The 25,109-nt window shown below is 36.6% G+C and carries 24 protein-coding genes; 7 read left to right on the forward strand and 17 right to left on the reverse strand.

Annotation, left to right across the window (positions count from 1 at the left end; genetic code table 11):
- Positions 1 to 2: 2 nt before the first annotated feature.
- From MHB42_RS18160 to acpS, 4 genes are all read right to left on the reverse strand, one after another.
- A complete protein-coding gene (locus tag MHB42_RS18160; protein WP_340808636.1) occupies positions 3 to 290 on the reverse strand; it encodes a hypothetical protein in 288 nt (95 codons plus the stop codon).
- 266 nt (positions 291 to 556) lie between these two features.
- The gene (alr, locus tag MHB42_RS18165) at positions 557 to 1,678 is read right to left on the reverse strand and encodes an alanine racemase (RefSeq protein WP_340807903.1); all 1,122 of its coding nucleotides are present in this window, start codon (positions 1,676 to 1,678) and stop codon (positions 557 to 559) included.
- Between the two features lie 166 nt (positions 1,679 to 1,844).
- Positions 1,845 to 2,903 carry a LolA family protein gene (locus tag MHB42_RS18170; RefSeq protein WP_340807904.1) on the reverse strand — a complete coding sequence of 353 codons (1,059 nt, stop codon included), beginning with the start codon at positions 2,901 to 2,903 and terminating at the stop codon, positions 1,845 to 1,847.
- A 124-nt stretch (positions 2,904 to 3,027) separates the two neighbouring features.
- Positions 3,028 to 3,381: a holo-ACP synthase gene (acpS, locus tag MHB42_RS18175; protein ID WP_340807905.1), complete on the reverse strand. Its 354-nt coding sequence runs from the start codon at positions 3,379 to 3,381 to the stop codon at positions 3,028 to 3,030.
- 64 nt (positions 3,382 to 3,445) lie between these two features.
- On the opposite strand from acpS, the gene MHB42_RS18180 reads away from it, so the two are divergent.
- Positions 3,446 to 4,066, forward strand: coding sequence for a rhomboid family intramembrane serine protease (locus MHB42_RS18180; protein WP_340807906.1), 621 nt, complete (start codon positions 3,446 to 3,448; stop codon positions 4,064 to 4,066).
- 100 nt (positions 4,067 to 4,166) lie between these two features.
- Here MHB42_RS18180 and MHB42_RS18185 read toward each other — a convergent pair whose 3' ends face one another.
- The 8 genes from MHB42_RS18185 to MHB42_RS18220 all read right to left on the reverse strand — a co-directional run bounded on the left by MHB42_RS18185 (position 4,167) and on the right by MHB42_RS18220 (position 12,997).
- A complete protein-coding gene (locus tag MHB42_RS18185; RefSeq protein ID WP_340807907.1) occupies positions 4,167 to 4,742 on the reverse strand; it encodes a GNAT family N-acetyltransferase in 576 nt (191 codons plus the stop codon).
- A 110-nt stretch (positions 4,743 to 4,852) separates the two neighbouring features.
- A complete protein-coding gene (locus MHB42_RS18190; RefSeq protein ID WP_340808637.1) occupies positions 4,853 to 6,328 on the reverse strand; it encodes a PH domain-containing protein in 1,476 nt (491 codons plus the stop codon).
- Entirely contained in the window at positions 6,321 to 6,800 is a 480-nt protein-coding gene (locus tag MHB42_RS18195) for a PH domain-containing protein (protein WP_340807908.1), read from the reverse strand. The genes MHB42_RS18190 and MHB42_RS18195 overlap by 8 nt, the downstream gene beginning before the upstream one ends.
- A gap of 128 nt (positions 6,801 to 6,928) precedes the next feature.
- Complete coding sequence (locus MHB42_RS18200) at positions 6,929 to 8,452, reverse strand: DEAD/DEAH box helicase (RefSeq protein WP_340807910.1); 1,524 nt, start codon at positions 8,450 to 8,452, stop codon at positions 6,929 to 6,931.
- Positions 8,453 to 8,797: 345 nt separating this feature from the next.
- Positions 8,798 to 9,496, reverse strand: a complete 699-nt coding sequence (locus MHB42_RS18205; RefSeq protein WP_340807911.1) for an alpha/beta hydrolase — start codon at positions 9,494 to 9,496, stop codon at positions 8,798 to 8,800.
- 174 nt (positions 9,497 to 9,670) lie between these two features.
- The gene (locus MHB42_RS18210) at positions 9,671 to 11,038 is read right to left on the reverse strand and encodes a UDP-N-acetylmuramoyl-tripeptide--D-alanyl-D-alanine ligase (protein ID WP_340807912.1); all 1,368 of its coding nucleotides are present in this window, start codon (positions 11,036 to 11,038) and stop codon (positions 9,671 to 9,673) included.
- 11 nt (positions 11,039 to 11,049) lie between these two features.
- Entirely contained in the window at positions 11,050 to 12,129 is a 1,080-nt protein-coding gene (locus MHB42_RS18215; RefSeq protein WP_340807913.1) for a D-alanine--D-alanine ligase, read from the reverse strand.
- Positions 12,130 to 12,244: 115 nt separating this feature from the next.
- Positions 12,245 to 12,997, reverse strand: coding sequence for a hypothetical protein (locus MHB42_RS18220; RefSeq protein WP_340808638.1), 753 nt, complete (start codon positions 12,995 to 12,997; stop codon positions 12,245 to 12,247).
- A gap of 214 nt (positions 12,998 to 13,211) precedes the next feature.
- On the opposite strand from MHB42_RS18220, the gene MHB42_RS18225 reads away from it, so the two are divergent.
- Entirely contained in the window at positions 13,212 to 14,399 is a 1,188-nt protein-coding gene (locus MHB42_RS18225) for an FtsW/RodA/SpoVE family cell cycle protein (RefSeq protein ID WP_340807915.1), read from the forward strand.
- Between the two features lie 59 nt (positions 14,400 to 14,458).
- Here MHB42_RS18225 and MHB42_RS18230 read toward each other — a convergent pair whose 3' ends face one another.
- Positions 14,459 to 14,596: an Lmo0850 family protein gene (locus tag MHB42_RS18230; RefSeq protein WP_004232019.1), complete on the reverse strand. Its 138-nt coding sequence runs from the start codon at positions 14,594 to 14,596 to the stop codon at positions 14,459 to 14,461.
- Positions 14,597 to 14,912: 316 nt separating this feature from the next.
- Here MHB42_RS18230 and MHB42_RS18235 point away from each other — a divergent pair, with 316 nt between their 5' ends.
- Both MHB42_RS18235 and cls read left to right on the forward strand, forming a co-directional pair.
- On the forward strand, positions 14,913 to 16,085 hold the full coding sequence (locus tag MHB42_RS18235; RefSeq protein ID WP_340807920.1) for an MFS transporter: 1,173 nt from the start codon (positions 14,913 to 14,915) through the stop codon (positions 16,083 to 16,085).
- An 86-nt stretch (positions 16,086 to 16,171) separates the two neighbouring features.
- A complete protein-coding gene (gene cls, locus MHB42_RS18240) occupies positions 16,172 to 17,629 on the forward strand; it encodes a cardiolipin synthase (RefSeq protein WP_340807922.1) in 1,458 nt (485 codons plus the stop codon).
- 42 nt (positions 17,630 to 17,671) lie between these two features.
- On the opposite strand, the gene MHB42_RS18245 is transcribed toward cls, so the two are convergent.
- The 4 genes from MHB42_RS18245 to MHB42_RS18260 all read right to left on the reverse strand — a co-directional run bounded on the left by MHB42_RS18245 (position 17,672) and on the right by MHB42_RS18260 (position 20,640).
- Entirely contained in the window at positions 17,672 to 18,457 is a 786-nt protein-coding gene (locus MHB42_RS18245) for a M15 family metallopeptidase (RefSeq protein ID WP_340807923.1), read from the reverse strand.
- Between the two features lie 152 nt (positions 18,458 to 18,609).
- Positions 18,610 to 18,861 (reverse strand): hypothetical protein, encoded by a 252-nt coding sequence (locus MHB42_RS18250; RefSeq protein ID WP_340807925.1) that lies wholly within the window; start codon positions 18,859 to 18,861, stop codon positions 18,610 to 18,612.
- 58 nt (positions 18,862 to 18,919) lie between these two features.
- Entirely contained in the window at positions 18,920 to 19,681 is a 762-nt protein-coding gene (gene yidC / locus MHB42_RS18255) for a membrane protein insertase YidC (RefSeq protein WP_340807926.1), read from the reverse strand.
- A gap of 164 nt (positions 19,682 to 19,845) precedes the next feature.
- Positions 19,846 to 20,640, reverse strand: a complete 795-nt coding sequence (locus MHB42_RS18260) for a helix-turn-helix transcriptional regulator (RefSeq protein WP_340807927.1) — start codon at positions 20,638 to 20,640, stop codon at positions 19,846 to 19,848.
- A gap of 504 nt (positions 20,641 to 21,144) precedes the next feature.
- Between MHB42_RS18260 and MHB42_RS18265 the strand changes: the two genes are divergently transcribed.
- The 3 genes from MHB42_RS18265 to MHB42_RS18275 all read left to right on the forward strand — a co-directional run bounded on the left by MHB42_RS18265 (position 21,145) and on the right by MHB42_RS18275 (position 25,104).
- Entirely contained in the window at positions 21,145 to 21,795 is a 651-nt protein-coding gene (locus tag MHB42_RS18265; RefSeq protein WP_340807928.1) for a LytTR family DNA-binding domain-containing protein, read from the forward strand.
- A 353-nt stretch (positions 21,796 to 22,148) separates the two neighbouring features.
- Positions 22,149 to 23,672 carry a succinate CoA transferase gene (locus MHB42_RS18270; protein WP_340807930.1) on the forward strand — a complete coding sequence of 508 codons (1,524 nt, stop codon included), beginning with the start codon at positions 22,149 to 22,151 and terminating at the stop codon, positions 23,670 to 23,672.
- A 289-nt stretch (positions 23,673 to 23,961) separates the two neighbouring features.
- On the forward strand, positions 23,962 to 25,104 hold the full coding sequence (locus tag MHB42_RS18275) for an MFS transporter (protein ID WP_340807931.1): 1,143 nt from the start codon (positions 23,962 to 23,964) through the stop codon (positions 25,102 to 25,104).
- Positions 25,105 to 25,109: the final 5 nt, after the last annotated feature.

A 25,109-nucleotide genomic window follows, 5' to 3' on the forward strand; every position in this document is an offset into this window, starting at 1 on the left:
TGTCATCCCCCGCTAACGAGACGCTCCACCATATGCTGTGCTTCATATTCGACATGCAAGCATTCACTTGCAATTGTTAAATTAATATGAGACATTTCAACATATCCTTTAATCATAGCTTCCCGTATTTGATTTGGTTGCCCCTGCATTAAATTTTGGCGCGCCAAATTACGCCCAAAAGATTCACCTTCAATTATTTCCTTTGATTGTAGATATAGTCTGTCTTGAACAGCAATTGTAGCTTCTTTTAATTTCTTTTCATACACAGCAAGCACCTCCAACGGAACCATCCACTTTTCATTACTTCCCATTCTATCATTGAAAGATATTGTTGAAAAGACATGAAATGACAATATATCTGACAATTTGGCGTACAAATTGTAAATATGTGTTGGTCATCGAAGGTCTATGCTGAATAATTATAAGTGTAATATACTACCACATCTGATTGCTCTAGCTTCCAGTGAAGAAAAAGCTTTTTAAGTCATTAATTGACTAAATTCAACATTTTTCTTTGGTGGCATTGCTTGTAACAAACTATTCTCTAAACAAAGGCTTAAAGGTATATTCTAGGAACTCTTGCTGTAATAATGCATGGTACTTCATAGTTAATGGTTTCAAGTCTAGCTGCCCATTCATCGATAGAAATTGCATGCTGTCCTTGTTGACCAATAAGTGTTACCTTCTCACCTATAGCATATGCTTTTGGTAGAGCAACCATACATTGGTCCATACAAATTCGTCCAACAATCGGTGCTCTTTGTCCATCAATTAATACTTCTTGTCCACCTAGCTTACGAATTACGCCATCCGCATAGCCAATTGGAATCGTTCCTATCCACATATCCGTTGGTGCAATATATGTAGCACCATACCCTACACAATCACCTGCTTTTATTCGCTTTACATGGACAAGCTCACTTTCAAGTGAAAAGGCAGGTTGTAATGAAAAAGGTGTGATACTACCTACATAGGAAGATGGCGCTAAGCCATACATGGAAATGCCATATCTAACAGCATCATATTGTAAACGTGCATCCTTCACTAAAGATGCTGCTGTATTTGAAGCATGGACAAGTCTTGGCTTAGAAGGTATGCTGGATAAACATTTTTCAAAAAACTGAACTTGCTGCTCAAAATGTATTGTATCCTCTTCATCAGCTGTTGCAAAATGTGTAAATATACCATCTAGCTCTACATGATCTGTGGACTGGATAGTTTGATAAATCTCTAATAATTCTTGCTCTGAGCGTATGCCAATTCTATTCATACCGCTATCTACTTTTATATGCAGGCGCAGCGGAAGTGCTTCCTTGTCTATAAGTGAAGCTGCTTGCTGTACCCATTCATTAGCAAATACTGTTAGAATAATGCGCTGCTCGGCTGCATAAGGTGCAAACGAGGCTGGAGATGCGCCTAATAGGAGTATGTCTGGTTCTGCAAAATGTGCTCGAATATGTAATGCTTCCTCTGGTGTTGCCACTGCAAGTATTGTAGCGCCTGCATCAAGTGCTGCTTGTGCTACGGCTACATCTCCATGTCCATATGCATTTGCCTTTACTACAGCAATAATTTGAACATTAGGTTGTAAAAGCTGTTTTAGATTTTGTACATTTTGTTGGATTGCCTGTAAATTTATAATAGCTTTGGTTGGTCGAAAATACTGCTGTGTCTTCATTAGAATACCCTCTTTATTTTTAATTAAAACATTTATGTACATATCTCAATACATATTTATTGTAAATGAAAAGGCTTAATATTTTCTAAAAACTTAAAACATCTCACCCATTTATATGGTCAATAAGCTACAGCCTTCTTTGCTTAGAAAGCTGTAGCTAGAAAAGTTACTTCATGCTACTTATCGTCATAGATGTCGCAACTTCAATCATTTCTTCTCGTGTTAATTTACTTGATGCTACAAAGAATTCAATACCATCCTTTTCCCAGCTAATGGACGTGTCTGTAATAGCACCTATTGTAAAGCCTAGGTCAACTGGATCACCAGACGTTGATACTGGTAGCATTGTGCTTTCCTTTGTCACTGGTTGCTGCATTACTGTAAATGGCTTCTCTCCATCAAATGTTAAAATAACGCGTTCCATCCCAGCTTCTTGAACGACTTTTTCATTGGATAGTTGTGCCCAATTTACAACAGGATAATGTGTTTGGAACTCTTCATACTCTACCTCTGCACCAACCGCCTCTTTATCGTCTTGCTCTTGTTGTCCATCTTTTTCGGTTGGTGTAGCTTGTTCACCTTTTGCATCATCTTTTTCCGTAAATTGCTCAACAGCGTACTCTTTTGCAGCATGCTGCACACCTAGCTTAACTTTTTTAAATGTAATGCGAATTTGCTCTTCCTTTACATCATTCATAATGACAACAGAGGTTGGTAGTAATGTTTTCTTATCTACTGTAATTACTTGATGAGGCATACTATTTTTATAGCTATTTCGAGTAGCCGCTTCAAATATATATGATTTTTCTTCCTCTTTCATGACAAGATTTTTATCTTCTGCTAAATCCTCTGCTAAAGCGCCTATTAAATAAGCCTGACTATTTTTATTTGGCCAATCACTTTGGAATTTATACATTTTGTTTAGTGTTGGTGTCACAACAAAAACACCATCTGCATTACGCACAATCATTTGCGAAACATCTTTCCCGCTTTCCACTACTTCCACTCGATAAAAATCAGGCTTCGTATGCCATACAGTAACATCATAATTTCTTGGCTCCCCACCAGATTTAATTTCCATCGAGGCATTTAATTCATATCCATTTGTTTCAGCCCATTTGCCATTTACTTTCTTTAACACTTTTTCCTGTGAGGCTGTACCACATGCCGACAGAAGTAATATCATACAAACTAAGACGAGCCATTTAACTATACGGTTGCCCACGCTTTCACCCTTTCTTCTTTCAAATCCACTACGACAATATATGAACCGTATTTGTCAGTTATGTCATTTGAAGAAAAGGCAATATATTTATATTTACTAACCAGCCTGTTAGACAAGTTCAGCATTAGTTTAATAATATTACTTGTGCAGCCGCATATTCCTTCGTATGTGTAATGCTTATATAGCCATTGACAGGCTTCTCTTTAAAATACAACACGGGATTTCCTGCCGCCCCTTTTAGTATTTCTATATCATGAAGCTTGCATTCCGCTCCAATGCCAGTACCTATTGCTTTTGAAAATGCTTCCTTTGCAGCAAATCGTCCCGCTAAAAATTCTATTTTACGGCTTTCAGAATAACCATCGAATAAAATTTTTTCCCTTGCGCTTAAAATGCGATCTGTAAATTTAACTGTACGTTTCATCGCTTTTGCAATACGGTCTATTTCTATAATATCGAGACCGATTCCCTTAATCATATAACCTTCTCCTTTACCTATTTCCAATAAGGCATGTATAATAATTGTAAATTGAGGTGGAGCCATGTTTAGTAGAACGGAAAATTTTAAGCAATACACAACGTATTATCCTGTCGTTTCAACACTAATTGCCATTAATTTAATTCTTTATGTACTATCTCTTATACCCGGCATAGGGACACTGTTATGGAATTATGGCATTCTAGCAAATTTCCTTATGCAAAAGGGTGAATGGTGGCGTGTATTTTCTGCAATGTTTTTACATGCTGGATTTTTACATGTACTTTTTAATATGTTTTCATTATTTCTTTTTGGACCAGAGCTTGAAAAAATCGCAGGCAAGGCACGTTTTATCACAATTTATTTAGTATCAGGTGTTGTAGGCAACATGGCAACCTATATGTTTTATGATAGTAGTTATATGAGCCTTGGTGCAAGTGGGGCTATTTTTGGTATTTTTGGTGCATTTGGGGCATTAGTGTATTATACACGTCGCACAATGCCGATGCTTCGAAAGCTTATTTTGCCAATTATTATTATTAGTGTTATCATGACATTCCTGCAGCCGAATGTAAATGCCTATGCACATCTAGGCGGTTTACTAACAGGATTTATTCTTGGGCTTATCTATTTACATCCAAAAAGAATTTTAAGCTGGCGCAAACAAAAAATGGCGGGTAGATAAAGTGAGCCTTCAATCAAGTTTTACAGGCTTGTGATACGGAATAAAAGGAGCCACCTATATGATCGAATCAATCATATAGGCGGCTCCTTTACTATTTATATTATAAAGTGACTGTATCCTCATTAGTCATTTTAATTTTTCTCCATTCGGCTGCTGTTAAGCCATAAACAACTTGATCTACATGATGGTCATAAAGCCATTCAGCATCTCTTAATCGCCCTTCCTCATTGAATCCTAAAACCTTTGGGATGGTACGACTTCGAATATTGCCCACTGCTACACGTACCTCAATACGGTTTAATTTTAAATAATTAAACGCATACTCGATTAACGCTTTCATTGAATTTGTTACAAGCCCCTTCCCCACAAACTCATTACCTAGCCAATAGCCGATGCTTGTCCATTTATGCTGCCAATTAATTTGATGGTAGCCAATCACCCCTGCAAGCTTATCCTCATAGTAAATACCTGCTTGGATACCATTATTATCTGCATATTGCTGCATCGCACCTTTAACAAAGCGCTCCGTATCCTTTACGGTTTTGACATCATCTACAAAAGGTAACCATTCACGTAAAGTATTTCGTGAACGGTCTGTTAAAGCGAATAATTCTTCTACATCGGTTAAATCCAACAGCTTTAAATATGCATGTTCATGAATGTCATATTTAAACAAATTCCCCACCCCTTTTGTTGTATTTATTCTATTATAAACATTATTTCCATTTATTTATAGCTAAAAAAGCTAATCCTTCCAAACGAGCTAGAAGAATTAGCTTTTAGACATTAATGTTCATACCAAGAAAAAATGGTTTCTGCATCTTGTTGCTCTATGCTCGGTACAGTGCCTGTTGTACCAGACATACCTGACATTACTGTAGCTTTAATAGACATAACCTTTTTTCTTTTTTGGAAATAAGATTGTGTGCTTGTAATGGACTGTATTCGTTTTTTCTCCATGATTAATGTAGTACGACTAAATACGCGATACTGCATCGCAAGTTGCTTGCCATCAATTTGATAGCCTGCTGTTTTATGCTGCCAAACTCCAAGTAAGATCGTCAATGGAATTAACAGCAACGATAGTAATCCATAAGGATAGAGGAAATAGCTACCTGCCCCAATAATAGGCACAAGCCAAATAAAATCAATTCGATAGAAAAATGGTCTTGCTCTTTTTGGTGAGCGAATAAAGGCTGGGTGCCAATTCATCTCTGGGAAGAGCTGCTCCAATGTTTGCATACAATCTTGCTTTTTAATAAGCGGGAACAATGCTATTTTTTTATCGTTGCCACTCTCACCATTACCTCCAGCACTTTCTACAATTACCGTTGCAAAGCCTGTTAATTGACGCAATGGATTTTCAACAATACGAATAGCCTGAATGCGATTTAATGGCAATGTAATACGTTTTTTCTCCAAAAGCCCTTTGGTAATAATTAGCTTCTCTTCCTCGATACGAACTGTATAATCATAGTAATTAATCAATGTAATAATAACGGATACAACCCAAGCTACAATTAAAATAAACATCACTGTTAATGCTACTAAAAACGCTCCAATTTTCACAAAATCCGTAAGCTCGTGGAAAACGGCTTCATAAGGAATAATATCCGAAAACTGCGATGCTACAGCAGCAAGCCCTGACAGGACAACGCCTATTCCACCCGAGGTTGTTGCCAACACAAGTAAATCCCTGATGGACATATGATAAATCATTGGTATGGAAACCACTTCTTGCTCTGTTATTTGCAAAGATTCCTGTTCTAGTTGTTGAGCTGCTTCATTTTTCGCACGTCGCATTTCTAATTCAATCACATCTGCTGCGGCTTTTCGAATCGCAGTAAGCTCTACCTCTGGTTTGCCATCCTTATTCCCTGCTGTTTCTACCTGAACTTTTACTAAGCCAAAGATACGATGAAAAATACCTTCGTTGTAATTTAAACTTTGAATACGTTCAAATGGAATATAGCGTTTCTTTTTTACAAACAATCCATACTTCACACGTAATTCGCCATCCTCAAACCAATAAACAAATGTCCGCCATTTAATAATACCCCCTATTAATGCAAGGAGTGCTGCACCTCCCCATACACCAAAAAGGAGAATCGTATCCCAAAAATGCTCACTGCGAAAATTCAACGAAAAATTAAAGCCATTGCTAACAATAATAATAACGATTGGTAATATCATACTTTTCAATGCTTTAACGCTCGTAATAATGGCTGACACGGGGTGCAAACGATTAATTTCTTTAGACATCATCTTCCGCCACCCTTGCCAATTCAGAGATACGAGCACGTAGCCTATCTGCTTCGTCCATCACGAGCGCAGGTATTGTATGTACAGTTGCAGCTGTTGATATTGAAATATTACCTAAATCATATTTTTTTAAAATTGGTCCCTGTGTTGTATCAACATGTTGCACACGCACCATTGGTATAAGTGTGCGTTTTACTACAAATAAGCCATGTTGCACTTCAATCTCATGCTCACGCACCTCATAGCGCCATCGTTCCCATCTTATTTTTGGAAAGATTGACACCAATAATAAAACACCTAGTACCACAATGACACCAGCTATCCAATAAATAAATGATGGCCATTCAAAATAATAAGTTCCATAGCTTACTAAGCCTGCTACAAGTAATAACGCCACTGTTTGCATAACGCCATATAAGCGCCATACCGTTAACCCTTTACGGGAAATTTGATGAATTGGTTGTGCCCGCATTGTTGTTCCCCCTCTTTCCTATACTAAATATACGGCAGTCATCGCCTTTTTGTTTCAACTATCGTTAAAAAAACCTTACAGCTATTATAACTGTAAGGTTTACAACATAAAGTATCATTCGTTTAAAATTAATCTTCATGGCGTCGTGGAGAACGAGAACGACCTTGTCCACCTTCACGGCGACCTCCATCACGACGTCCACCATCGCGACGGTTGCTGTTGCGGCGATCACCGCTACCACCACGAGAACTATCACGGCGTCCACCGCCAAAGCTACGGTTGCCACCACGACCACGATCATTGCTACGTTTATTTGAACGTTCACGACGCATTGGTAATGGACGTTCTTCTGTAATCGTTACAGGTGTATCGTCTGGCTCTTTTGTTAATGAACGAAGAGCCGCAGCAACAACATCAACCGCTTCATGATTTTCTAATAGCTCTGCTGCAAATGCACGATACTCGCCTAAGTTATTGTTGGCAATCAGCCCTTCAAGCGTTTCTACAGCAAGTCGTTGTTGACCCTCTAATGCTTCATCAGATGTTGGTGGACGAAGCGGTGTCATACGTTTTTTCGTTGTTTCTTCTACGATACGTAAGTAACCCATTTCACGTGGAGTAACAAATGTTACAGCAAGACCTGATTTTCCTGCACGGCCTGTACGACCAATACGGTGAACATACGATTCAGGGTCTTGAGGAATATCAAAGTTATACACATGTGTTACGCCTGAAATATCAAGACCACGTGCAGCTACATCTGTTGCCACAAGAATATCAATTTTATTTTCTTTAAATTGACGTAATACTGAAATACGTTTCGCTTGGCTTAAATCACCATGAATCCCTTCAGCTAGATAGCCGCGAATTGATAGTGCCTGTGCAAGCTCATCCACACGACGTTTTGTACGACCGAAAATAATGGCAAGCTCTGGTTGGTGAACATTTAATAAACGAGATAAAATATCGAATTTCTCACGTTCAGCAGATTTAACAAAATATTGGTCAATATTATCAACTGTTAACTCTTTTGCTTTAATTTTCACGATTTCTGGATCACGCATAAATGTTTCGGCAATTTTGCGGATTGCTGGTGGCATTGTTGCTGAGAACAGTAATGTTTGACGATCAGTAGGTACATTTTCTAAAATCGCGTTAATATCATCGATAAAGCCCATATTTAACATTTCATCTGCTTCATCTAACACTAATGTTTCTACATCTTCTAATTTCAATGTGCGACGGTTAATATGATCAATAATACGCCCTGGTGTACCAACGATGATTTGTGGTCTATTTTTCAGTGCACGAATTTGACGGCCAATTTCTTGACCACCGTAAACTGATAATAATTTTACACGTTTATCATAGCCAATTTTATAAAGCTCTTCAGAAACTTGAATTGCTAATTCGCGAGTTGGCGCAATAACTAATGCTTGAATATTAGGGTTTTTTGGATCGATTTTTTCAATTAGTGGAATCCCGAAAGCGGCAGTTTTACCAGTACCTGTTTGTGCTTGACCTAGTACATCACGGCCTTCAATCGCAAAACGAATAGTACCTTCTTGGATTGGTGTTGCTTCTTCAAATCCCATACGCTTTACTGAGCGTAATGTAGATTCGCTAATATTTAATTCTGAAAAATTTGTCAAACTTCTCAATCTCCTTTTTCCTTTTAAGTTGACAAATGGTTACATTTTCAGATGAAGTTGTCGGCAAATTCGAGCCTGTGTAGTGGAACGTTTCCGTTACTTAAAAATTCTCTCTACATGATGGTTCATATAGAGCTCTCTTATATGAAAAGGAAAGCCCGGTCTTTACCGAGCGGTTCGATTCTGTCGTAATTATTCACTTTAGAATAAAACCGTTATGTTCAAAAAAAAGCACTCTTCAACCAAATATGAAGAGTCTTCGCACAAAATGTATCCATTGCTTACACTAGTCTAACACGGCTTTCAAACGTATGCAACGATAACGCATGAGTCGTAATAATCTGACTACTTTATTCCCTGCTTTAAAAAGCATAAAGCCTGCGGAAACCACTTAAAGCAATCTTTCTCAAAGCATATATGATGCTTACCGTTATCAGAAAAATACAAAGTTTTCTCATGAGATGCTAATCGCTCAAAAAGAAACTGTGCTGTATGATAAGGCACTATGCCATCAAGCTTTCCTTGCACAATATAGACAGGAATTCGGATATGCTGATAATATGGCTCCACCATACGCACAAGCTTCATAAATTCGATCGTTGATGCTAGTGGCACATTGTTAAATTTATGCCGATAGCGTAAAAACAGCTCATTATTGGCTAAATTACGATGATATGCCTCAGCAGCTAGCATTTTAAAATCCTTTACTAATTGCTTAGGATTTATGTACTTAGCAGCGGCACTTAGCAAGACAAGCTTTTTTACTTTATAACGCTTTGCTAAATACAATGCAATAATGCCACCCATTGAAAAGCCAACGACCATCACTTCATCTACCTTTTTAGCCAATGCTCGAAAGGCAAGCTCTGCGTCCATAAGCCAATGCTTTGCGGTAAAGCCATTCATATGTAATTCCTCTCCATGTCCAGACAATGTTGGCTCCACAATAAGCCAATCTGTATATGTGCGTAAATATGCTGCAAAAGGTTCCACCTCATAAGGTCCACCTGAGAACCCATGAATACAAAGTACACCAACTGACATAACATTCACCTCGTTTTACAACAGGAAATCAATTACGTTCCAGCGTAGTTGTACCTGTCGCTAATGCTTTCAGTACATAAAGCATCTGCCACTGACACTTCGCTTTCGGTACAAAAAGAATGTGCTGAACCAAGATAAATCGGTGAGATTAGTATCCCACCGATTCATTACTAATTATGCTGTAAATGCTGTTAAAATTTTTTCCAATTGCATACCACGTGAACCTTTTAATAAAACGATAGATGACGCATTAGCCTGCTGGAGCTTTTCAATAATCACTGTATAATCATTTTCTGTATACAATAAATGCTCTGTATCAAAACATTCTTGTAATGCCTCATACAAATAAGCCATACGAGGGCCAAATAAGCAAACATAGTTAATTTCATGCTCATCAATATGTTCTGCTAATGCTCTATGAAAGTCTTGTTCATTTGGTCCCAGCTCTAGCATATCCCCTAATACAAGCCATTTTTCTGGTCGAATCGTTGATGTCGCTATAAATTGAATAGCCGCTTTAACAGAGGTCGGCGCAGCATTATAGGCATCATTAATAAATAGTGCCCCATTTGTTCCTTCCACTTGCTGCATACGCATATCTGTTAATACAACCTGCTCTAGGGATGTACGAATTTGCTCATTATTTAAGCCGAGCTGATGTGCAATTAGCATTGCCACTAACGTATTTTTCACTTGATGCTTACCAAGCACTGAGATAAAAAAGTCACCCTCTATAACACCATGCGTTGTAAAGTTACTTCCCCTCGCATTGGCATAAATATTTTCAGCATATAACGGATGGCTTGGCTCTAAGCCAAACGCTACTGCATGAAGCTGTGGCTCTTGCGCTACTAGCTCCTGCAGCAATGGCTCATCTCCATCATAAATCAGTAGACCATCTGGCTGCATCCCTTGAATAATTTCAAATTTTGCCTTAGCAATACCTGCACGTGACCCTAAATCCTGCATATGTGCCTCGCCGATATTGGTAATAACCGTTATATGAGGACAAGCAAGCTTTGTTAAAAACTCAATTTCGCCAAACCCACTCATTCCCATTTCAAGAACTGCAATATCTGCATCCTCATCAAGCTGTAAAATGGTAATAGGCAAGCCTAGCTGATTATTAAAGTTTCCAATCGTTTTTTGCACTTTAAAAAATGGTGCAAGCGTTCCTGCTAAAATATCTTTTGTTGATGTTTTACCATTTGAACCAGTAATACCAATAAATTTTGCTTTATGCTCCTGACGATAGGCGCGTGCCATTTCCTGTAATGCTCGTTCTGGATCATCTACAAACAATAAAGGTAAGCCTTCTGGTGGATTTGGTTCATCTTTTTGCCAAAGAGCAGCACCAGCTCCCTTCTCAAATGCCTGAACAACAAAGCGATGTCCATTTGCATGCTCGCCACGAAATGGTACAAACAGGTCTCCCTGCTGAATAGTTCTTGTATCAATGGAGATTCCCGATACCATTGTATCGCCAAAGGCTGATATATCCTCATTTAGCCATGCAGCTAATTGTTTTAATGTTTTTCTCACAATAATCCCACTCAGTCTTTTTTATAGTGAAGCTGTTGCTTTTCTTCATAACGTTCAATAGCTAATGTAATTAAACGATCGATTAACGCTGAATAACTAACATTTGTATGCTGCCATAATAATGGGTACATACTAACAGGTGTAAAGCCTGGCATTGTATTCACTTCATTAATATAAATGCGATCATCATCTGTCACGAAAAAGTCTGCACGAACTAAGCCACTACCATCAATCGCCTTGAATGCCCGCTGCGCTAATTCCTTTAGGCTTGATATAGTTGCCGCTGAAAGCTCTGCTGGAATAATAAGTGCTGTCGAACCGTCTTTATATTTCGAATCATAATCATAAAACTCTGTAACTGACTTAATTTCACCTGGCACTGAAACTTCAGGGTCATCGTTTCCTAAAACCGCCAGTTCTATTTCGCGTGCCACAATACCTTGCTCAATAACAATTTTTCGGTCATATTGTAAAGCTAGCTCTATCGCCTTTACCAGCTCATCACGATTAGTCGCTTTACTAATGCCAACGCTTGAGCCTAGATTTGCAGGCTTGACAAACATCGGCCAGCTCAATGCTTTTTCACAGCGCTCAATCATCGCTTGTTGATTACTCTTCCACTCGCTACGAATAAAGTACGTATAGGGCACTTGTGGTAAACCAGCAATTTCAAATAATTGCTTCATCACCACTTTATCCATACCAGCAGAAGATGCCAACACACCATTTCCTACATATGGTAGATTCAACACCTCAAGCAAGCCCTGTACAGTGCCGTCCTCACCATTAGTACCATGTAACAACGGGAAAATTACATCAAACTGCACTGTATTACCATGCTTATCAATTAAAAAATCAGTAATATTATTTTCTAAAATTGTTGTAGGATCACCAAATTGTAATTCTTCAATTGTACTCACAGGTCCTTCTAAACGCTCTCCACGTCGCCATTCCCCTTCAAGTGTAATGAAAATCGGATATACTTCATATTCCTCAAAATTTAAAGCTCCAGTGACTGCACGTGCTGTCAATAATGACACCTCATGCTCCGCTGACTTTCCACCGTATAATAAACCGATTCTTTTTTTCATATTTGTGCCCTCCACATACTTCTTGAGTATTACTAGTTTATCACGAAACGTCTTGACAAATGACATAAAAATCTCACCGTAATTTTTCGACGGTGAGATTTGTTTCTGTGCCTTATTAGATAATATAAATTAATTCATCATGCTTTGTTTTTAAAATAGTATCTAAGTCATCCCAAATTTCATCAAGAAAAGAATATTCAGATAGGTTACGTACCTCTATACCATAGGCTACCTTTGGCTTTTCAATGCGATATAATGACAATAATGCGCCCTCTTTCGCAAAGGAGCGATAGGAACGTAAAAAATCAGGTGAAATAGTAGGAATACTGGACTTGGCCTTTCGACGCCAAAAGCCTGTAGTTCGCTCCTTTTCACGTATTAAACAATTAAAAACATTTGCAACTAACACATCTGAATCGCTTAAATGTCGAAAATAAATTTTAGTCATTTTCTCTGCCTTTGAAGAATAATAAACAAATCTATTTTGTAATTTATTAAAAAACGGAGATGTAATCGGTTCCTTTTTATGGCTTATGTAAAGTAGCTCACCTTGCTCCATTGGCGTTAAATGATCTAACCTTTTTTCATCCATAAAATCAACCCAGCATAGCTCCTTAGACTCTGCTGATTTTTTAACAAATCGAGGAACTTCTTCGTCCAGCACATATTCAAACTGTGTATGCATATTAAAGGAGCCATCATCATAGGAATGCTTTAACAACAGTAAGTGATGCAGTGGTTCAAGTGCAGCCACAAATTGCGAAAATTTTAACCCGCTAAAAATGACAAATTTATCAACCTCATTCATATGAATATAAATATGATACATAAAATCATCAGCTGACTTTAATTTTTTAGCCACAACCATCACCCCATTCTTCACTACATTATAAGTCTAAACGTAATTTTTTTGAAACATTTTATATGAATTGTCGTCACAACTATATACACAGGCATAAAAATGTTTTTTGCGTTATAATAGGAACGTTACACATGCATTTGCATACTACTCAATAAGTATATGTAATGTAATATATTATATCTACTGATATTGAGATACTATTTTAATTTAGGTGGCTTTTATGGAAAATAAACGAAATTTCGCAAATCGTTTTGACTGGACACTTGCTTTTATTCTTTTTACTTTTCTAATCATTAGTTTATTAGCTATTGCCTCAGCACAAACATCTGGTCAATATGGTATCAACTATGTACCAAAGCAAATACAATGGTATGTAATTGGTGTAATTATTATTAGCATTGTCATGTTTTTTGAACCTGAGCAATATAAAAAAATGTCATGGTATATGTATGGCGCAGGAATCGCCTTGTTAGTATTGCTGATTTTTATGCCTGAGGGACCAAATCAGATTGGTCAACCCGTAAATGGTGCAAAAAGCTGGTATCATACACCAATTGGGAACATTCAGCCCTCCGAGTTTATGAAAACTTTTTATATTTTAGCGCTTGCACGACTAATTAGTAAGCATCATGAAATTCATCCATTGCGCTCACTCAAAACGGACTTTTTATTATTAGGAAAAATTGCTGTAACATTAATTATACCTTTGGCGATTATTTTGCAGCAGCCTGACCTTGGTTCGGCACTAGTGTTCTTTGCCATTACTGCAGCACTTATTATTGTAGCAGGCATCTCTTGGAAAATCATTTTACCAGTCTTTTTCGGCGGTGTCGCAGCAGGTGGTGCATTACTTTGGATGGCACTGTATATGCAAGATTTCTTAGAAACCACATTCGGCTTTAAGACATATCAATTTGCTCGAATTTATTCTTGGCTAGACCCATATTCATATTCCTCTAGCGACGGCTATCATTTAATAACATCGTTAAATGCCATTGGCTCAGGTGAAATTTTCGGTAAGGGCTTTAGAAACCGTGAAGTATACGTTGCCGAAAACCATACTGATTTTATTTTTACAGTTATTGGCGAGGAATGGGGCTTTATTGGTGCAAGTATTGTTATTTGTATGTTCTTTTTATTAATTTATCATTTAACAAAAACAACACTGCTATTAAAAGACCCATTCTCAACATATGTATGTGCTGGCATTATCGCGATGATTACGTTCCATGTCTTTGAAAATATAGGAATGACGATTCAGTTATTACCAATTACAGGCATCCCTCTACCATTCATTAGCTATGGGGGAAGCTCACTGATGGGCAATGCCTTAGCGATTGGTCTAGTCTTTAGTATGCGATTCCACTATCGCACATATATGTTTACAACCTATGACGAAGATGAATAATGATAGAAAAAGGGAAACCTCTTGGCATGAAGAGATTTCCCTTTTCTATTGTAAACGAGTTAAGCTTGAACTTGCGGAGTCTGCGTTGGTGGTGTCAGCACTTTTAAAAGTTCTAGTCGAGACTTTGTTACAGTGGCTGTTACACCCAACTTAGATAAATTCGAAACAATCTTTTTCAAATCTACTTCCTTCGTCATACATTCCACCTCAATCTTTCCTCGATTTTATATAACGTATCATGTACAAAAAAAGTTTCATTTTTTCACGAGTATGATGTCTGACAATTTTATCATACCATTTAACTCGACTTTTAAATTTTTCATTTTTGTTACAATGTAAATTTTGCATCAATATCCACAAATTTATACTACCCTAAATTATACTATGTTATGCATACTGAGCTTGAATAAATTTCATTATTCTAGCTATCCTCTTCCTCCGTTCCTTGTAATAGTAGGAACAAGAAGGGTAGAATAGACATATTGAAATTATCGTATGAAAGCAGGGAACTGTATGAAAAGGGCAATTTTATTGTTAATGTCTGTTCAATTCCTCGTCTATTTAGGCTTTGGTATTATTATTCCTGTCTTACCAGAGGTTATTGTGCAGCAACATTGGAATGATCTTCATGTTGGTGGTTTATTGACAGTATATTCACTTGCAAGCTTTTTTACTGCTCCACTTTGGGGCATGCTATCAGATAAGATAGGTCGTAAACAACTAATTTTAACAGGCTTAATCGGCTTTAGTCTTAGCTTCGTTATTTTCTCATTGTTTATTAATAATCTAGCTATTTTGTATATATCACGTATTGTAGGTGGTTTATTTTCAGGAGCGCTCTATACAGCTGTAACAGGCTTTATTGCAGATATATCTAATGAGGAGAATCGCAATAAATATATGGGCTTTATGGGTATGTCCATCGGTCTAGGCTTTATCTTCGGTCCTGCTATTGGAGGAATGCTTGGGCACTATAGTCTTCAATTACCATTTATAACTTCTGCTGTATTAATTGCACTATTATTTATTTATGCAAGTATTGTCTTAAAAGAACCTGAAAAACGAAAAGATGCCAATAAACGTGCTATCGTGCCGCAAGGTGCTAGAAAAATGCTGCAATATCGGGTGCGTTATTTATTTATGTTCTCTTTTTTAGTAACCTTTATGCTGGCTGGTGTTGAGGCTACATTCCAGCTATTTCAAATCGAGAAAATTCAAATTACCCCATTGCAAATTGGCTATTTATTTATGTTTAGTGGCTTCGTGGATGCAGCCATTCAAGGAGGCGTTGTACGACGAATAAAAAATGGCAGCGAAACATCTTGGTTAATCGGTGCACAGCTCATCACAGCTATAGGAATGCTATTATTTACACTTACAGCAAATCTATTGCTGGCTGGACTTGCGCTATGTGTCTTTACGGCTGGAAACGCGCTTGCTAGAACATGTGTGGTATCACTATCATCAAAAGAGTCAGGTGGTCAATATGGAACGGCGGCAGGGCTATCCTATTCAATGGACAACTTAGGGCGTATTCTTGGACCATTATTTTTCACTTGGTTATTTACAGTACAACCAAGCCTTGGTTACTATACATCAGCAGCTATAGCTATTCTTTCAATAAGTCTTATTTATTTCTATAAAGCTTCTAGTAAATCTTTGCGTTTTAAAGAAGCTCAAGATTAAAGAAGATATTGCTACATATCTCCTTTCCTTATGTAAAGTAGGCTATACTTATTATATTGCGAATTACAGTAAAGGCAGGTATAAGAATGAGCATTTTTACAGATGTACAATATTTAGTACCTTTAATTTCATTTTTTAATATTTTAGCAGCCCTAACCATTATCTTTTTAGAACGTAAAGATGCTACCTCTACATGGGCATGGATTCTCGTATTATTTTTCCTACCGTTAGTCGGGTTTATTTTGTATTTATTACTCGGAAGACAGCTACGAAAAAAACATTTATTCCGTTGGGAAGGACGTAAGGATATCGGGATTGATAATCTTATTAGCTACCAAATGGAGGCTATTCGAAAAGAAACATTCGAGTTCCGTATTGCCAATGCTGAGAATTATCAAGAAATGATTTATATGCATTTGAAAACAAACAATGCCGTATTAACACAGGACAACCATCTCGATATTTTTGATGATGGTGCTAATAAATTTGAACAGCTTTTAAAAGATATTGAAGCGGCGAAAGATCATATCCATATTCAGTATTATATTTTCCGTCTTGATGACTTAGGAACGCGTATTGTTAATGCACTTATAAAAAAGGCAAAGCAAGGTGTGAAAGTACGCCTTCTGTATGATGAAATGGGCTCACGTAATGTAAAAAGGCGCCATTTCAAAGAATTACTAAATGCTGGTGGTGAAGTAGAAGTATTTTTCCCATCTATTTTTCCTCTTCTTAATCCCCGCCTGAATTTTAGAAATCATCGAAAAATCGTTGTTATTGATGGTCGAATTGGCTATATTGGAGGCTTTAATGTTGGTGATGAATATCTAGGCTTACAGAAGAAGTTTGGTTACTGGAGAGATACACATTTACGTATCGAAGGTAGTGCTGTTCACCCATTGCAAACACGCTTTTTATTAGACTGGAATCAAGCAAGCGCACATCAGAAAATGGGCTACTCTGATCGCTACTTCCCTGCTATCCCCCAAAAAGGGAATGTAGGCTTACAAATTGTATCTAGCGGACCAGATTCAGATTGGGAGCAAATTAAAATTGGTTATTTAAAGCTGATTAATATGGCACAAAAATATATTTATATTCAAACACCTTACTTTATTCCAGATGTAAGCTTTTTAGATGCTATTAAAATCGCTACATTATCTGGCATTGATGTTCGCATTATGATTCCAAATAAGCCTGATCATATGTTTGTTTATTGGGCTACATATTCTTATGTAGGGCAGCTATTACGCGCAGGAGCGAAAGTTTATATTTATGAAAAAGGTTTTATTCACGCTAAAGCAATTATTATTGATGATGAGGCATCAACTGTTGGCACAGCAAATATTGACGTCCGAAGCTTTAGCTTAAACTTTGAGGTCAATGCCTTTATTTATGATGCTACTATCTCGCACCAGCTTGCAGAGCTATTTGAAAAGGATATTTTTGATTGTACAGAGCTAACATGGGAAATGTATAAAAATCGTTCCTCTCTTATTAAATTTAAAGAGTCCATTTCACGTTTATTAACGCCAATACTATAAATAAAAGAAAGGAAGAGAGCTGAACGCTACTCTTCCCTTTTTTTATTTCACACCTAAATATTCTTCTAATGTAATGTTTTGCTGAGTAATTTCTTTCGCGATGTCTTTACCAACGTAACGGTAATGCCAGGACTCATACATATACCCTGTAATATCCTCTTTATTTTGCGGGAATCGTAAAATAAAGCCGTACTCTTGTGCATGTGCAAATAACCATTGCCCTGCTGGCGTTTCTCCAAATTCCTCTGTTAGCCATAAATCTTCTTTGCCACGTTCCCCAATATCAAACGCCAGACCTGTTTGGTGTTCTGAATAGCCTGGACGAGCACTGTAGCGATCCGCTGCTGCTTGTCCATCACGCTGCACATAATTGTTATATAAAGTTGTTTGATATTCAAACGAACGATAACCACTAAAGGCAACTAAATCAAAGCCCTGTTGCTTGGCAGCAGCTAACATTTGGTCTAATGCTTGCTTTGCTTCTGGATTTTCACCAGGCGCAAAGGTTGATGGCAACGGATAAATTTTATTTGCTAATAAAATACCATTAATATAAGTCGGCTCTGTTGGTAGCTCTTGATTTGGAACATAGCCATTTTCATCCACTTGCTGTTCTGGCTTAGCAGGAACCTCAGCTGTATTGTCTGGTTTATCTGTTGTAGGAGAGGAATCCTCCTTTACTGGTTCGGTTGGTTCGGTTATTTTAGGTTGCTCATTTGATGCTATATTCGCTTGATTATTTTTATAGTTATACACTACAAAAATAGCAACAATCAATGTGATCGAAATACATGCACCAATGATAAGTGGAAGACGTTTATTTTTCACTATTGATACCCCTTTTAAAAATATCAGGTACGAAAAGCTCAACAAATAACGAGAACATTATTCCTACCTGTTCTATTATTGATTTGACTATTATACTCTTATTTTAACACTGTTCACATCTTTAGGTGTAAATTCCTACATAATTATTTAAATTAGTTTGTAAGAATAATAAATAATACTACAATAGACGCAATCGCGAAAAAGATTGCCATATACTTCATCCATTTTGCCTCTTTTATGTAACCTTGCTCCTCAAAGCTTTTTGCTCGAAATCCATTCGATAATGCAAACATAATTGTCATCGCCAACACAGCAAAGTTAAAATTCCCCATAATAATAAAGACAAGTGCGATAATACTAAAAATCGCCACTAAAATTGATGATAACCATTTTCTATTTAACATAGTGTCCTCCTAAAAAAATCGAGGCAACAAAGGCGCCTCGACATAGTAACTAACCAATTTATGATGTTGCTTTTTCAGGATGCTCCGAGTAATATTTACGTCCAATATATGTTTGAAGAATCAGCAATGCACCACTAACAGACCAGTACAGAGGCAATGCAGCCATAGAGGACATCGAGATAAAGACAATCATAATTGGTGAAATATAAATAAACATTTTCATTTGAGCTTTTTGCTGCTCAGGTACAGTCCATAATGATACACGTGCTTGAACAAGGTAAACAATACCTGCAATAATTGTCATTGTAATATCAGGTGATCCTAAGCTAAACCATAAAAATTCATGTGATTTCACATCTGCTGAATATAAAATCGAGAAGTAAAGCCCCATAATGATTGGCATTTGGATTAACATTGGTAAACAGCCCATATTCAATGGATTAATGCCATGCTTTTGGTAAAGAGCCATCATTTCCTGTTGATATTGCGTTTGCTCTTCCTTTGTTTTCGCTTCCTTCATTTTTTTCTGAACAGCTTCCATTTCAGGCTTAAACGCATCCATTTTCGTCTTCATTACTTGCTGTTGACGATAGTTTTTTAACATAATCGGCATTAAGACTAAACGAATTAGTACTGTAATGGCAATAATGGCTAAGCCGTAGCTTCCAGAAAAAATATCATGCCCGAAAAACTCCAATAAAAATTCCATAGGTTTCACAAAGATACTATAGAAAAAACCTTCTTTGTTTTCCACAGCTTGACAGCCACTAAGCACAAAAACAGCAAGCCCAAGCACTGAAAATAATTTCAAATTTTTCATTTTTCCACCTACTATTATTTATCAACTACTGTGAAGTATACCTTATAGGCTCCAACTTTATCAAATAGCAAGTGCTACTATTTCCTCTCGCTAATAATGAGCAAAAAGATGCGAGCCTTAGCACTGCTAAACCATTCGCATCTTTTCATTTTGATATTTGAAAATTATACATTTTGTAATTCTGCTTCTGCCATTTCAAAACGATAAAACTCATGATGAAGCTCATCCCTAAAATGTTTAGGTGTAACACCTGTATATTTTTTGAAAATACGAGTAAAATAGCTTTGGTTACAGAAATGGAATTGGTCAGAAATAGAAGTAATACTTTTGTTTGTGTGTCGCAAGTAGTATTGTGATTCTTCTACACGTCGAACATTGAGATACTCAACAAGTGTAATACCTACATGTTCTCTGAAAATACGCGATAAGTGACTAGTGCTTATATGGAAGTGATTGGCAATACTTTCCACTGTTAAATCATTTTCTAGCTCATCATTTATATACATAATCACTTTATTGACCGTTTGGTGTCGGAAAGTCGGCTGTTTGCGATCTGCAATAAAGTAAACAAAGAAGTCAATTAAATCATCTGCAAATTGTAAAAATTCCGCGTCCTTCATTTGATTCTCAATCATATCGTTACAAGCAATATTAAAAGCAAATGCTTTTTTAGCAGGCACTTGATTATCTAATAATTTACGAGCAACAATTGATGATAAAATAGAAAAATAACTTCGTACAATTTTAATAACCTGCTTGCCAAAACGTATTGAAAGAATATCAATTAATTCATGCAAAGATTTCTTTGCTTTTGCAGATTCTAAATGGTAAATCTCAAAAATTAACTTCGACTCAATATTAAAAAATTCTTCGACACCGACATATTGGTTAATATTATCGATTTCTTGGAAGTATCTTTTGGATATCGTTTCTGACATAGAATGTTGATGTAGTTGCATAATCTTCCCCATCTTTCCTCAGAGTACACGAATTGACTAACAATATTTGACATCAATCCCAACGAATTAAAAATAAGAAAATAGTATTTACTTATTTCCCATAAGAACTGAGTCCTATTTCATATTTTTTTAAAAAAATAACTAAAAAACAACCCGACTAAAACACCAGATTTTTAAAAAATAGACTATACAGTGAATGTTACCATATTCTGCGATTTCCTTTCAACCACATTTTAATTGTTACTCTAGTGCTAATTTATCACATATGCATAGTAGAAACCTCGTAAACTTATTCCTTACAATTAAATTTTACCATATACCTATCAAAAAAAATTAGTTATTAAATTAATGTATTTACAAATTATACAAAACATATTACACCATTTTATTAGATCAATCGACATTTTTCTATTTTATTCCTAAATCTTCTCTATATAATTTATGCGAATATGTAGTAAAATAGATAATAAAATTATTTTTAAAAGTTTAAACGAGGTGTTTAACGTGGATCCAAAGCAAATAGAAGAAATTATGGATATTATTAAAGAGTTCTTCCCAGAGAATACTTCCATTGCGATTTCTGATACAAATGAATATCTATATTACCAACCAAGCAAAAAAATTGATTTAAAAATTAAACCAGGTGACCCTATTAAAGAGGGTTCAGCAGCTCACAAGGCACTATCTTATGGTCAAAAAATTAGCTCTTACATTGAGCCTGATGTTTTTGGTGTAGCCTATTATGGTATGAGCATTCCTTTAATGGACGAGGGTGAAACAAAAGGAGCTATTACAGCTGTCTTCCCACAAAAACCATCAGCTTTCTTAACAAACTACATTACAATCAAAATTGATGATTGCTGGTACCCAATTCCACACGATCAAGTAATTTATTTAGAAACACAGCTCCGTAAAACATTTGTTAAAACAATGACTCGTGAAGGTTATCACCGCCTAAATTTAAGTGACCTTGAGTTATTTTTAGCACCAGATTCATTTATTCGTTGTCACCGCTCTTATATTGTCAACATTGACTACATCGATGAAATTCAGCCAGATTCTCACTCAACGTTTTTATTAATTATGAAGGACGGCACGCGTATTCCTGTTAGTCAACGCTACGCAAGCTACTTCCGTCGCTCTTTGGGCTTCTAATTACAAAACGCAGCGAACATTTTACAATAATTGTTCGCTGTATTTTTTTGGGTATTATTTAGTTAGTTACAGCCTTTAATTTCTAATTTTTACATAGTGGTTATGTAAAATTCCCTCTAAATTTATACAGCTCTACAATAAAACGTTTTCTCTGTCGAAAAGTCATCTTAATGCTCGATTTTTCTTTTTTTACTTAATTTAATGCTATATATAAAGTTTTTGTGACAATATGGTGATAATATAATTCAAATGGTTGAAGTCATACTACAACTAAATAAACAGAAAATTCCCAAAGGTTTTTTCCTGTTTTGTAAACGGTTTCCATCAAAATTATTTAGGGGAGGATTTTTTTTATGGATGCAAATGTTCAAAAACGCCTAGGTTTAAAGGAGCTTGAAAGTAAAATTGTTACTGCTGAAGCAGCGGCAGCACTTATTTCTGACGGTGATGTAGTTGGTATGAGTGGTTTTACTCGTGCTGGGGATGCAAAAGTAGTTCCTATGGCATTGGTGGAACGTGCTAAAAATGAGCAGTTCAAGATCGATGTTTATACAGGTGCTTCTTTAGGACCTGAAGTAGATAAATACTTAGCTGAAGCTGGTGTAATTCGTAAGCGTGGACCATTCCAAGGAGACGCTGGCATTCGTAACTTAATTAATTCTGGTGATATTTTATATGTGGATGCACATCTTTCACATAATGCTGAATTAGTGCGTCAAGGTATTATTGGACCAATTAAATATTTAATTCTCGAAGCTGTTGCAATTACAGAAGATGGATTCATCGTACCAACAAACTCAGTAGGTAACTCGCCAATTTTTGCTGAATATGCTGAAAATATTATTATCGAGCTAAATGTTTCTCATCCAGAAGCATTGGTAGGTATCCATGATATTTATGTACCAGCAGAGCAAGGTGCTCGTGAGCCAATCCCAATGACAGACGTACAACAACGCATTGGTGACATCGGTATTAAAGTAGACCCTGCTAAAATTAAAGCAATCGTTATTTCTGAAGAGCCAGATGCTCCGTCACTAATCGTACCACCAGACGAAGAAACACAAACAATGGCAAACCTTTTATTAGACTTCTTCCGTGACGAAATTAAAGCAGGTCGTTTAACAAATAATTTAATGCCTTTACAATCAGGTGTAGGTTCTGTAGCTAATGCTGTATTAGATGGCTTCGCTGATTCAGAATTTGAAGATTTAGTTGTTGCTTCTGAAGTATTACAAGATGCAGTATTCAACTTAATCGATGCAGGTAAAGTAAAATTCGCCGCAGCAACATCCATTACACTTACTGAAGAATTACAGAAAAAAGTATATGGCAATTTAGAAAACTATGCGGACAAAATTTGCTTACGTCCACAAGAAATTTCTAACCACCCAGAGCTTATCCGTCGTTTGGGCTTAATCTCCATCAATACAGCCCTTGAGTTAGATATTTATGGCAATGTAAACTCTACGCATGTATCAGGTACAAAAATGATGAACGGTATCGGCGGTTCTGGTGACTTTGCACGTAATGCTCGCCTAGGTATTTTCGTGACAAAATCATATGCAAAAGGCGGCGCTATTTCTTCTGTTGTTCCAATGGTATCGCATGTTGACCATACAGAACATGACGTAGATATTATCGTAACAGAGCAAGGAATTGCAGACTTACGTGGCTTAGCACCAAAAGAGCGTGCAAAATTAATTATTGAAAACTGTGCACACCCAGACTTCAAAGAGCAATTATGGGATTACTACAACCGTGCTGTTGAAGCAACTGGTGACCATCAAACACCGCATATTTTAGAGGAAGCTCTTTCTTGGCATGTAAATCTTGCTAAAAATAAAACAATGAAGCAAGGCGTACCTGCACAAGCTTAATCTAACTATACTAAGCTGTTCCTACTGCCCCCATTATGTTATAAAATGGGGGCAGTAATATTGTCGTAATAAATTCTATCTACAATGCTATAGAAATTTTCCAAAGACTACTTGGTTGCTATACTTTATGGCAATTTAGTAGTCTATTTTTTTGCATTTAACCCTTTCAAATATTCTTACTAGCTTTGCTTTTCAGTATGCTAGAAAGCCATTCATGTAGATTATGCCGTTTTTACATTTATAAATGATATAATCATTATTGAGAATTATTATCAAACGGAGGCTTGTTATGCGAAATTTTATTTATGCAATTATTTTCTTCTCCTTTTTTGATCTATTTACTCAGCTTCCTGTTATGAGTACATATGCCGAATCTTTAGGTGCATCGGCATTTCTAACAGGTTTAGCAGTAGGTATGTATTCACTATCTAATACATTCGGTAATATTATTTCAGGCTTTTTAACAGATCGCAAAGGACCTTTTATGATTCTAGTTTTAGGGCTTTTTACAACAGGTCTATCATTAATACTCTATAATTTAGTAGAGGAGCCTATTGCTCTATTAATCGTCCGTTTTATTCATGGACTTGTAGCTGGCTTTATTGTTCCTGCTGCCTTTACATTTTTAGCAAATGCTACAGAGCATGAAAAAAGAGGAAAAGGCAGTGCTATTTCTGGAGCATTTGTTGGCATTGCAGCAATTGTCGGTCCAGCATTTAGCGGTATTTTAGCAAGTCGAACAAGCGTCCCAGTTGTATTTAATATTACAGCAAGCTTTATGCTCCTATTAGGCATTTTTGCCTTCTTTATACTGCAAGCAAAGCAAGTAAAAAAAGAGCAAACAACATCTCCTACACATATTCCAATAAGTGTATTTTTCAATAATGCTGGAATACTTAAAGCATTTTTAGGAGCATTCTTCTTAATGTTTTCTCAAGGTGTTATTGCCTATTTGCTGCCCTTAAAAGTTTATACCTTAGGCTTTGATTCTCGTTTAAGCGGAGCATTAATGAGCACCTTTGGTATTGTTGCTGTACTCGTTTTCCTATTACCTACTAATCGTATTTTTGATAAGGTCAATCCACTGAAAACATTGTCCTTCGGTATATGCTTAATGGGACTAAGTCAATTATTAATAAGCCAAGCAGATGCTAGCGCTCTACTCTATATCGCAATGGCTTGCTATGGAGTTGGCTTTGGCTTCCTATTCCCCTCGGTTAATTCACTATTAATTGACTCAACAACTACTGACGTACGAGGTAAAGCCTATGGCTACTTCTATGCATTTTTCTCTTTAGGCGTTGTATTAGGCTCTTCTTTACTAGGGTGGCTATCTCTTGGCATTGTTAGCGGCTTTATTTTTACTGGTATCGTATTATTGCTCTTTGCAGGCATTATCCTTATTCCACACAAAAGACCTTCTCATACTTAAACGAG

The organism is Lysinibacillus sp. FSL K6-0232 (assembly GCF_038008325.1).
Lineage (GTDB): Bacteria > Bacillota > Bacilli > Bacillales_A > Planococcaceae > Lysinibacillus.

Excerpts from the sequence above, each read along its gene's own strand:
- cls (WP_340807922.1), top strand. The coding sequence starts at position 16,172 with ATGAGCATTTTTACAGATGTACAATATTTAGTACCTTTAATTTCATTT.
- acpS (WP_340807905.1), bottom strand. The coding sequence starts at position 3,381 with ATGATTAAGGGAATCGGTCTCGATATTATAGAAATAGACCGTATTGCA.
- MHB42_RS18160 (WP_340808636.1), bottom strand. The coding sequence starts at position 290 with ATGGTTCCGTTGGAGGTGCTTGCTGTGTATGAAAAGAAATTAAAAGAA.
- MHB42_RS18275 (WP_340807931.1), top strand. The coding sequence starts at position 23,962 with ATGCGAAATTTTATTTATGCAATTATTTTCTTCTCCTTTTTTGATCTA.
- MHB42_RS18270 (WP_340807930.1), top strand. The coding sequence starts at position 22,149 with ATGGATGCAAATGTTCAAAAACGCCTAGGTTTAAAGGAGCTTGAAAGT.
- MHB42_RS18235 (WP_340807920.1), top strand. The coding sequence starts at position 14,913 with ATGAAAAGGGCAATTTTATTGTTAATGTCTGTTCAATTCCTCGTCTAT.
- MHB42_RS18215 (WP_340807913.1), bottom strand. The coding sequence starts at position 12,129 with ATGAAAAAAAGAATCGGTTTATTATACGGTGGAAAGTCAGCGGAGCAT.
- MHB42_RS18195 (WP_340807908.1), bottom strand. The coding sequence starts at position 6,800 with ATGCGGGCACAACCAATTCATCAAATTTCCCGTAAAGGGTTAACGGTA.
- yidC (WP_340807926.1), bottom strand. The coding sequence starts at position 19,681 with ATGAAAAATTTGAAATTATTTTCAGTGCTTGGGCTTGCTGTTTTTGTG.
- MHB42_RS18220 (WP_340808638.1), bottom strand. The coding sequence starts at position 12,997 with ATGGTTGTGGCTAAAAAATTAAAGTCAGCTGATGATTTTATGTATCAT.
- MHB42_RS18190 (WP_340808637.1), bottom strand. The coding sequence starts at position 6,328 with ATGTCTAAAGAAATTAATCGTTTGCACCCCGTGTCAGCCATTATTACG.
- alr (WP_340807903.1), bottom strand. The coding sequence starts at position 1,678 with ATGAAGACACAGCAGTATTTTCGACCAACCAAAGCTATTATAAATTTA.
- MHB42_RS18230 (WP_004232019.1), bottom strand. The coding sequence starts at position 14,596 with ATGACGAAGGAAGTAGATTTGAAAAAGATTGTTTCGAATTTATCTAAG.
- MHB42_RS18180 (WP_340807906.1), top strand. The coding sequence starts at position 3,446 with ATGTTTAGTAGAACGGAAAATTTTAAGCAATACACAACGTATTATCCT.
- MHB42_RS18260 (WP_340807927.1), bottom strand. The coding sequence starts at position 20,640 with ATGCAACTACATCAACATTCTATGTCAGAAACGATATCCAAAAGATAC.
- MHB42_RS18205 (WP_340807911.1), bottom strand. The coding sequence starts at position 9,496 with ATGTCAGTTGGTGTACTTTGTATTCATGGGTTCTCAGGTGGACCTTAT.
- MHB42_RS18225 (WP_340807915.1), top strand. The coding sequence starts at position 13,212 with ATGGAAAATAAACGAAATTTCGCAAATCGTTTTGACTGGACACTTGCT.
- MHB42_RS18250 (WP_340807925.1), bottom strand. The coding sequence starts at position 18,861 with ATGTTAAATAGAAAATGGTTATCATCAATTTTAGTGGCGATTTTTAGT.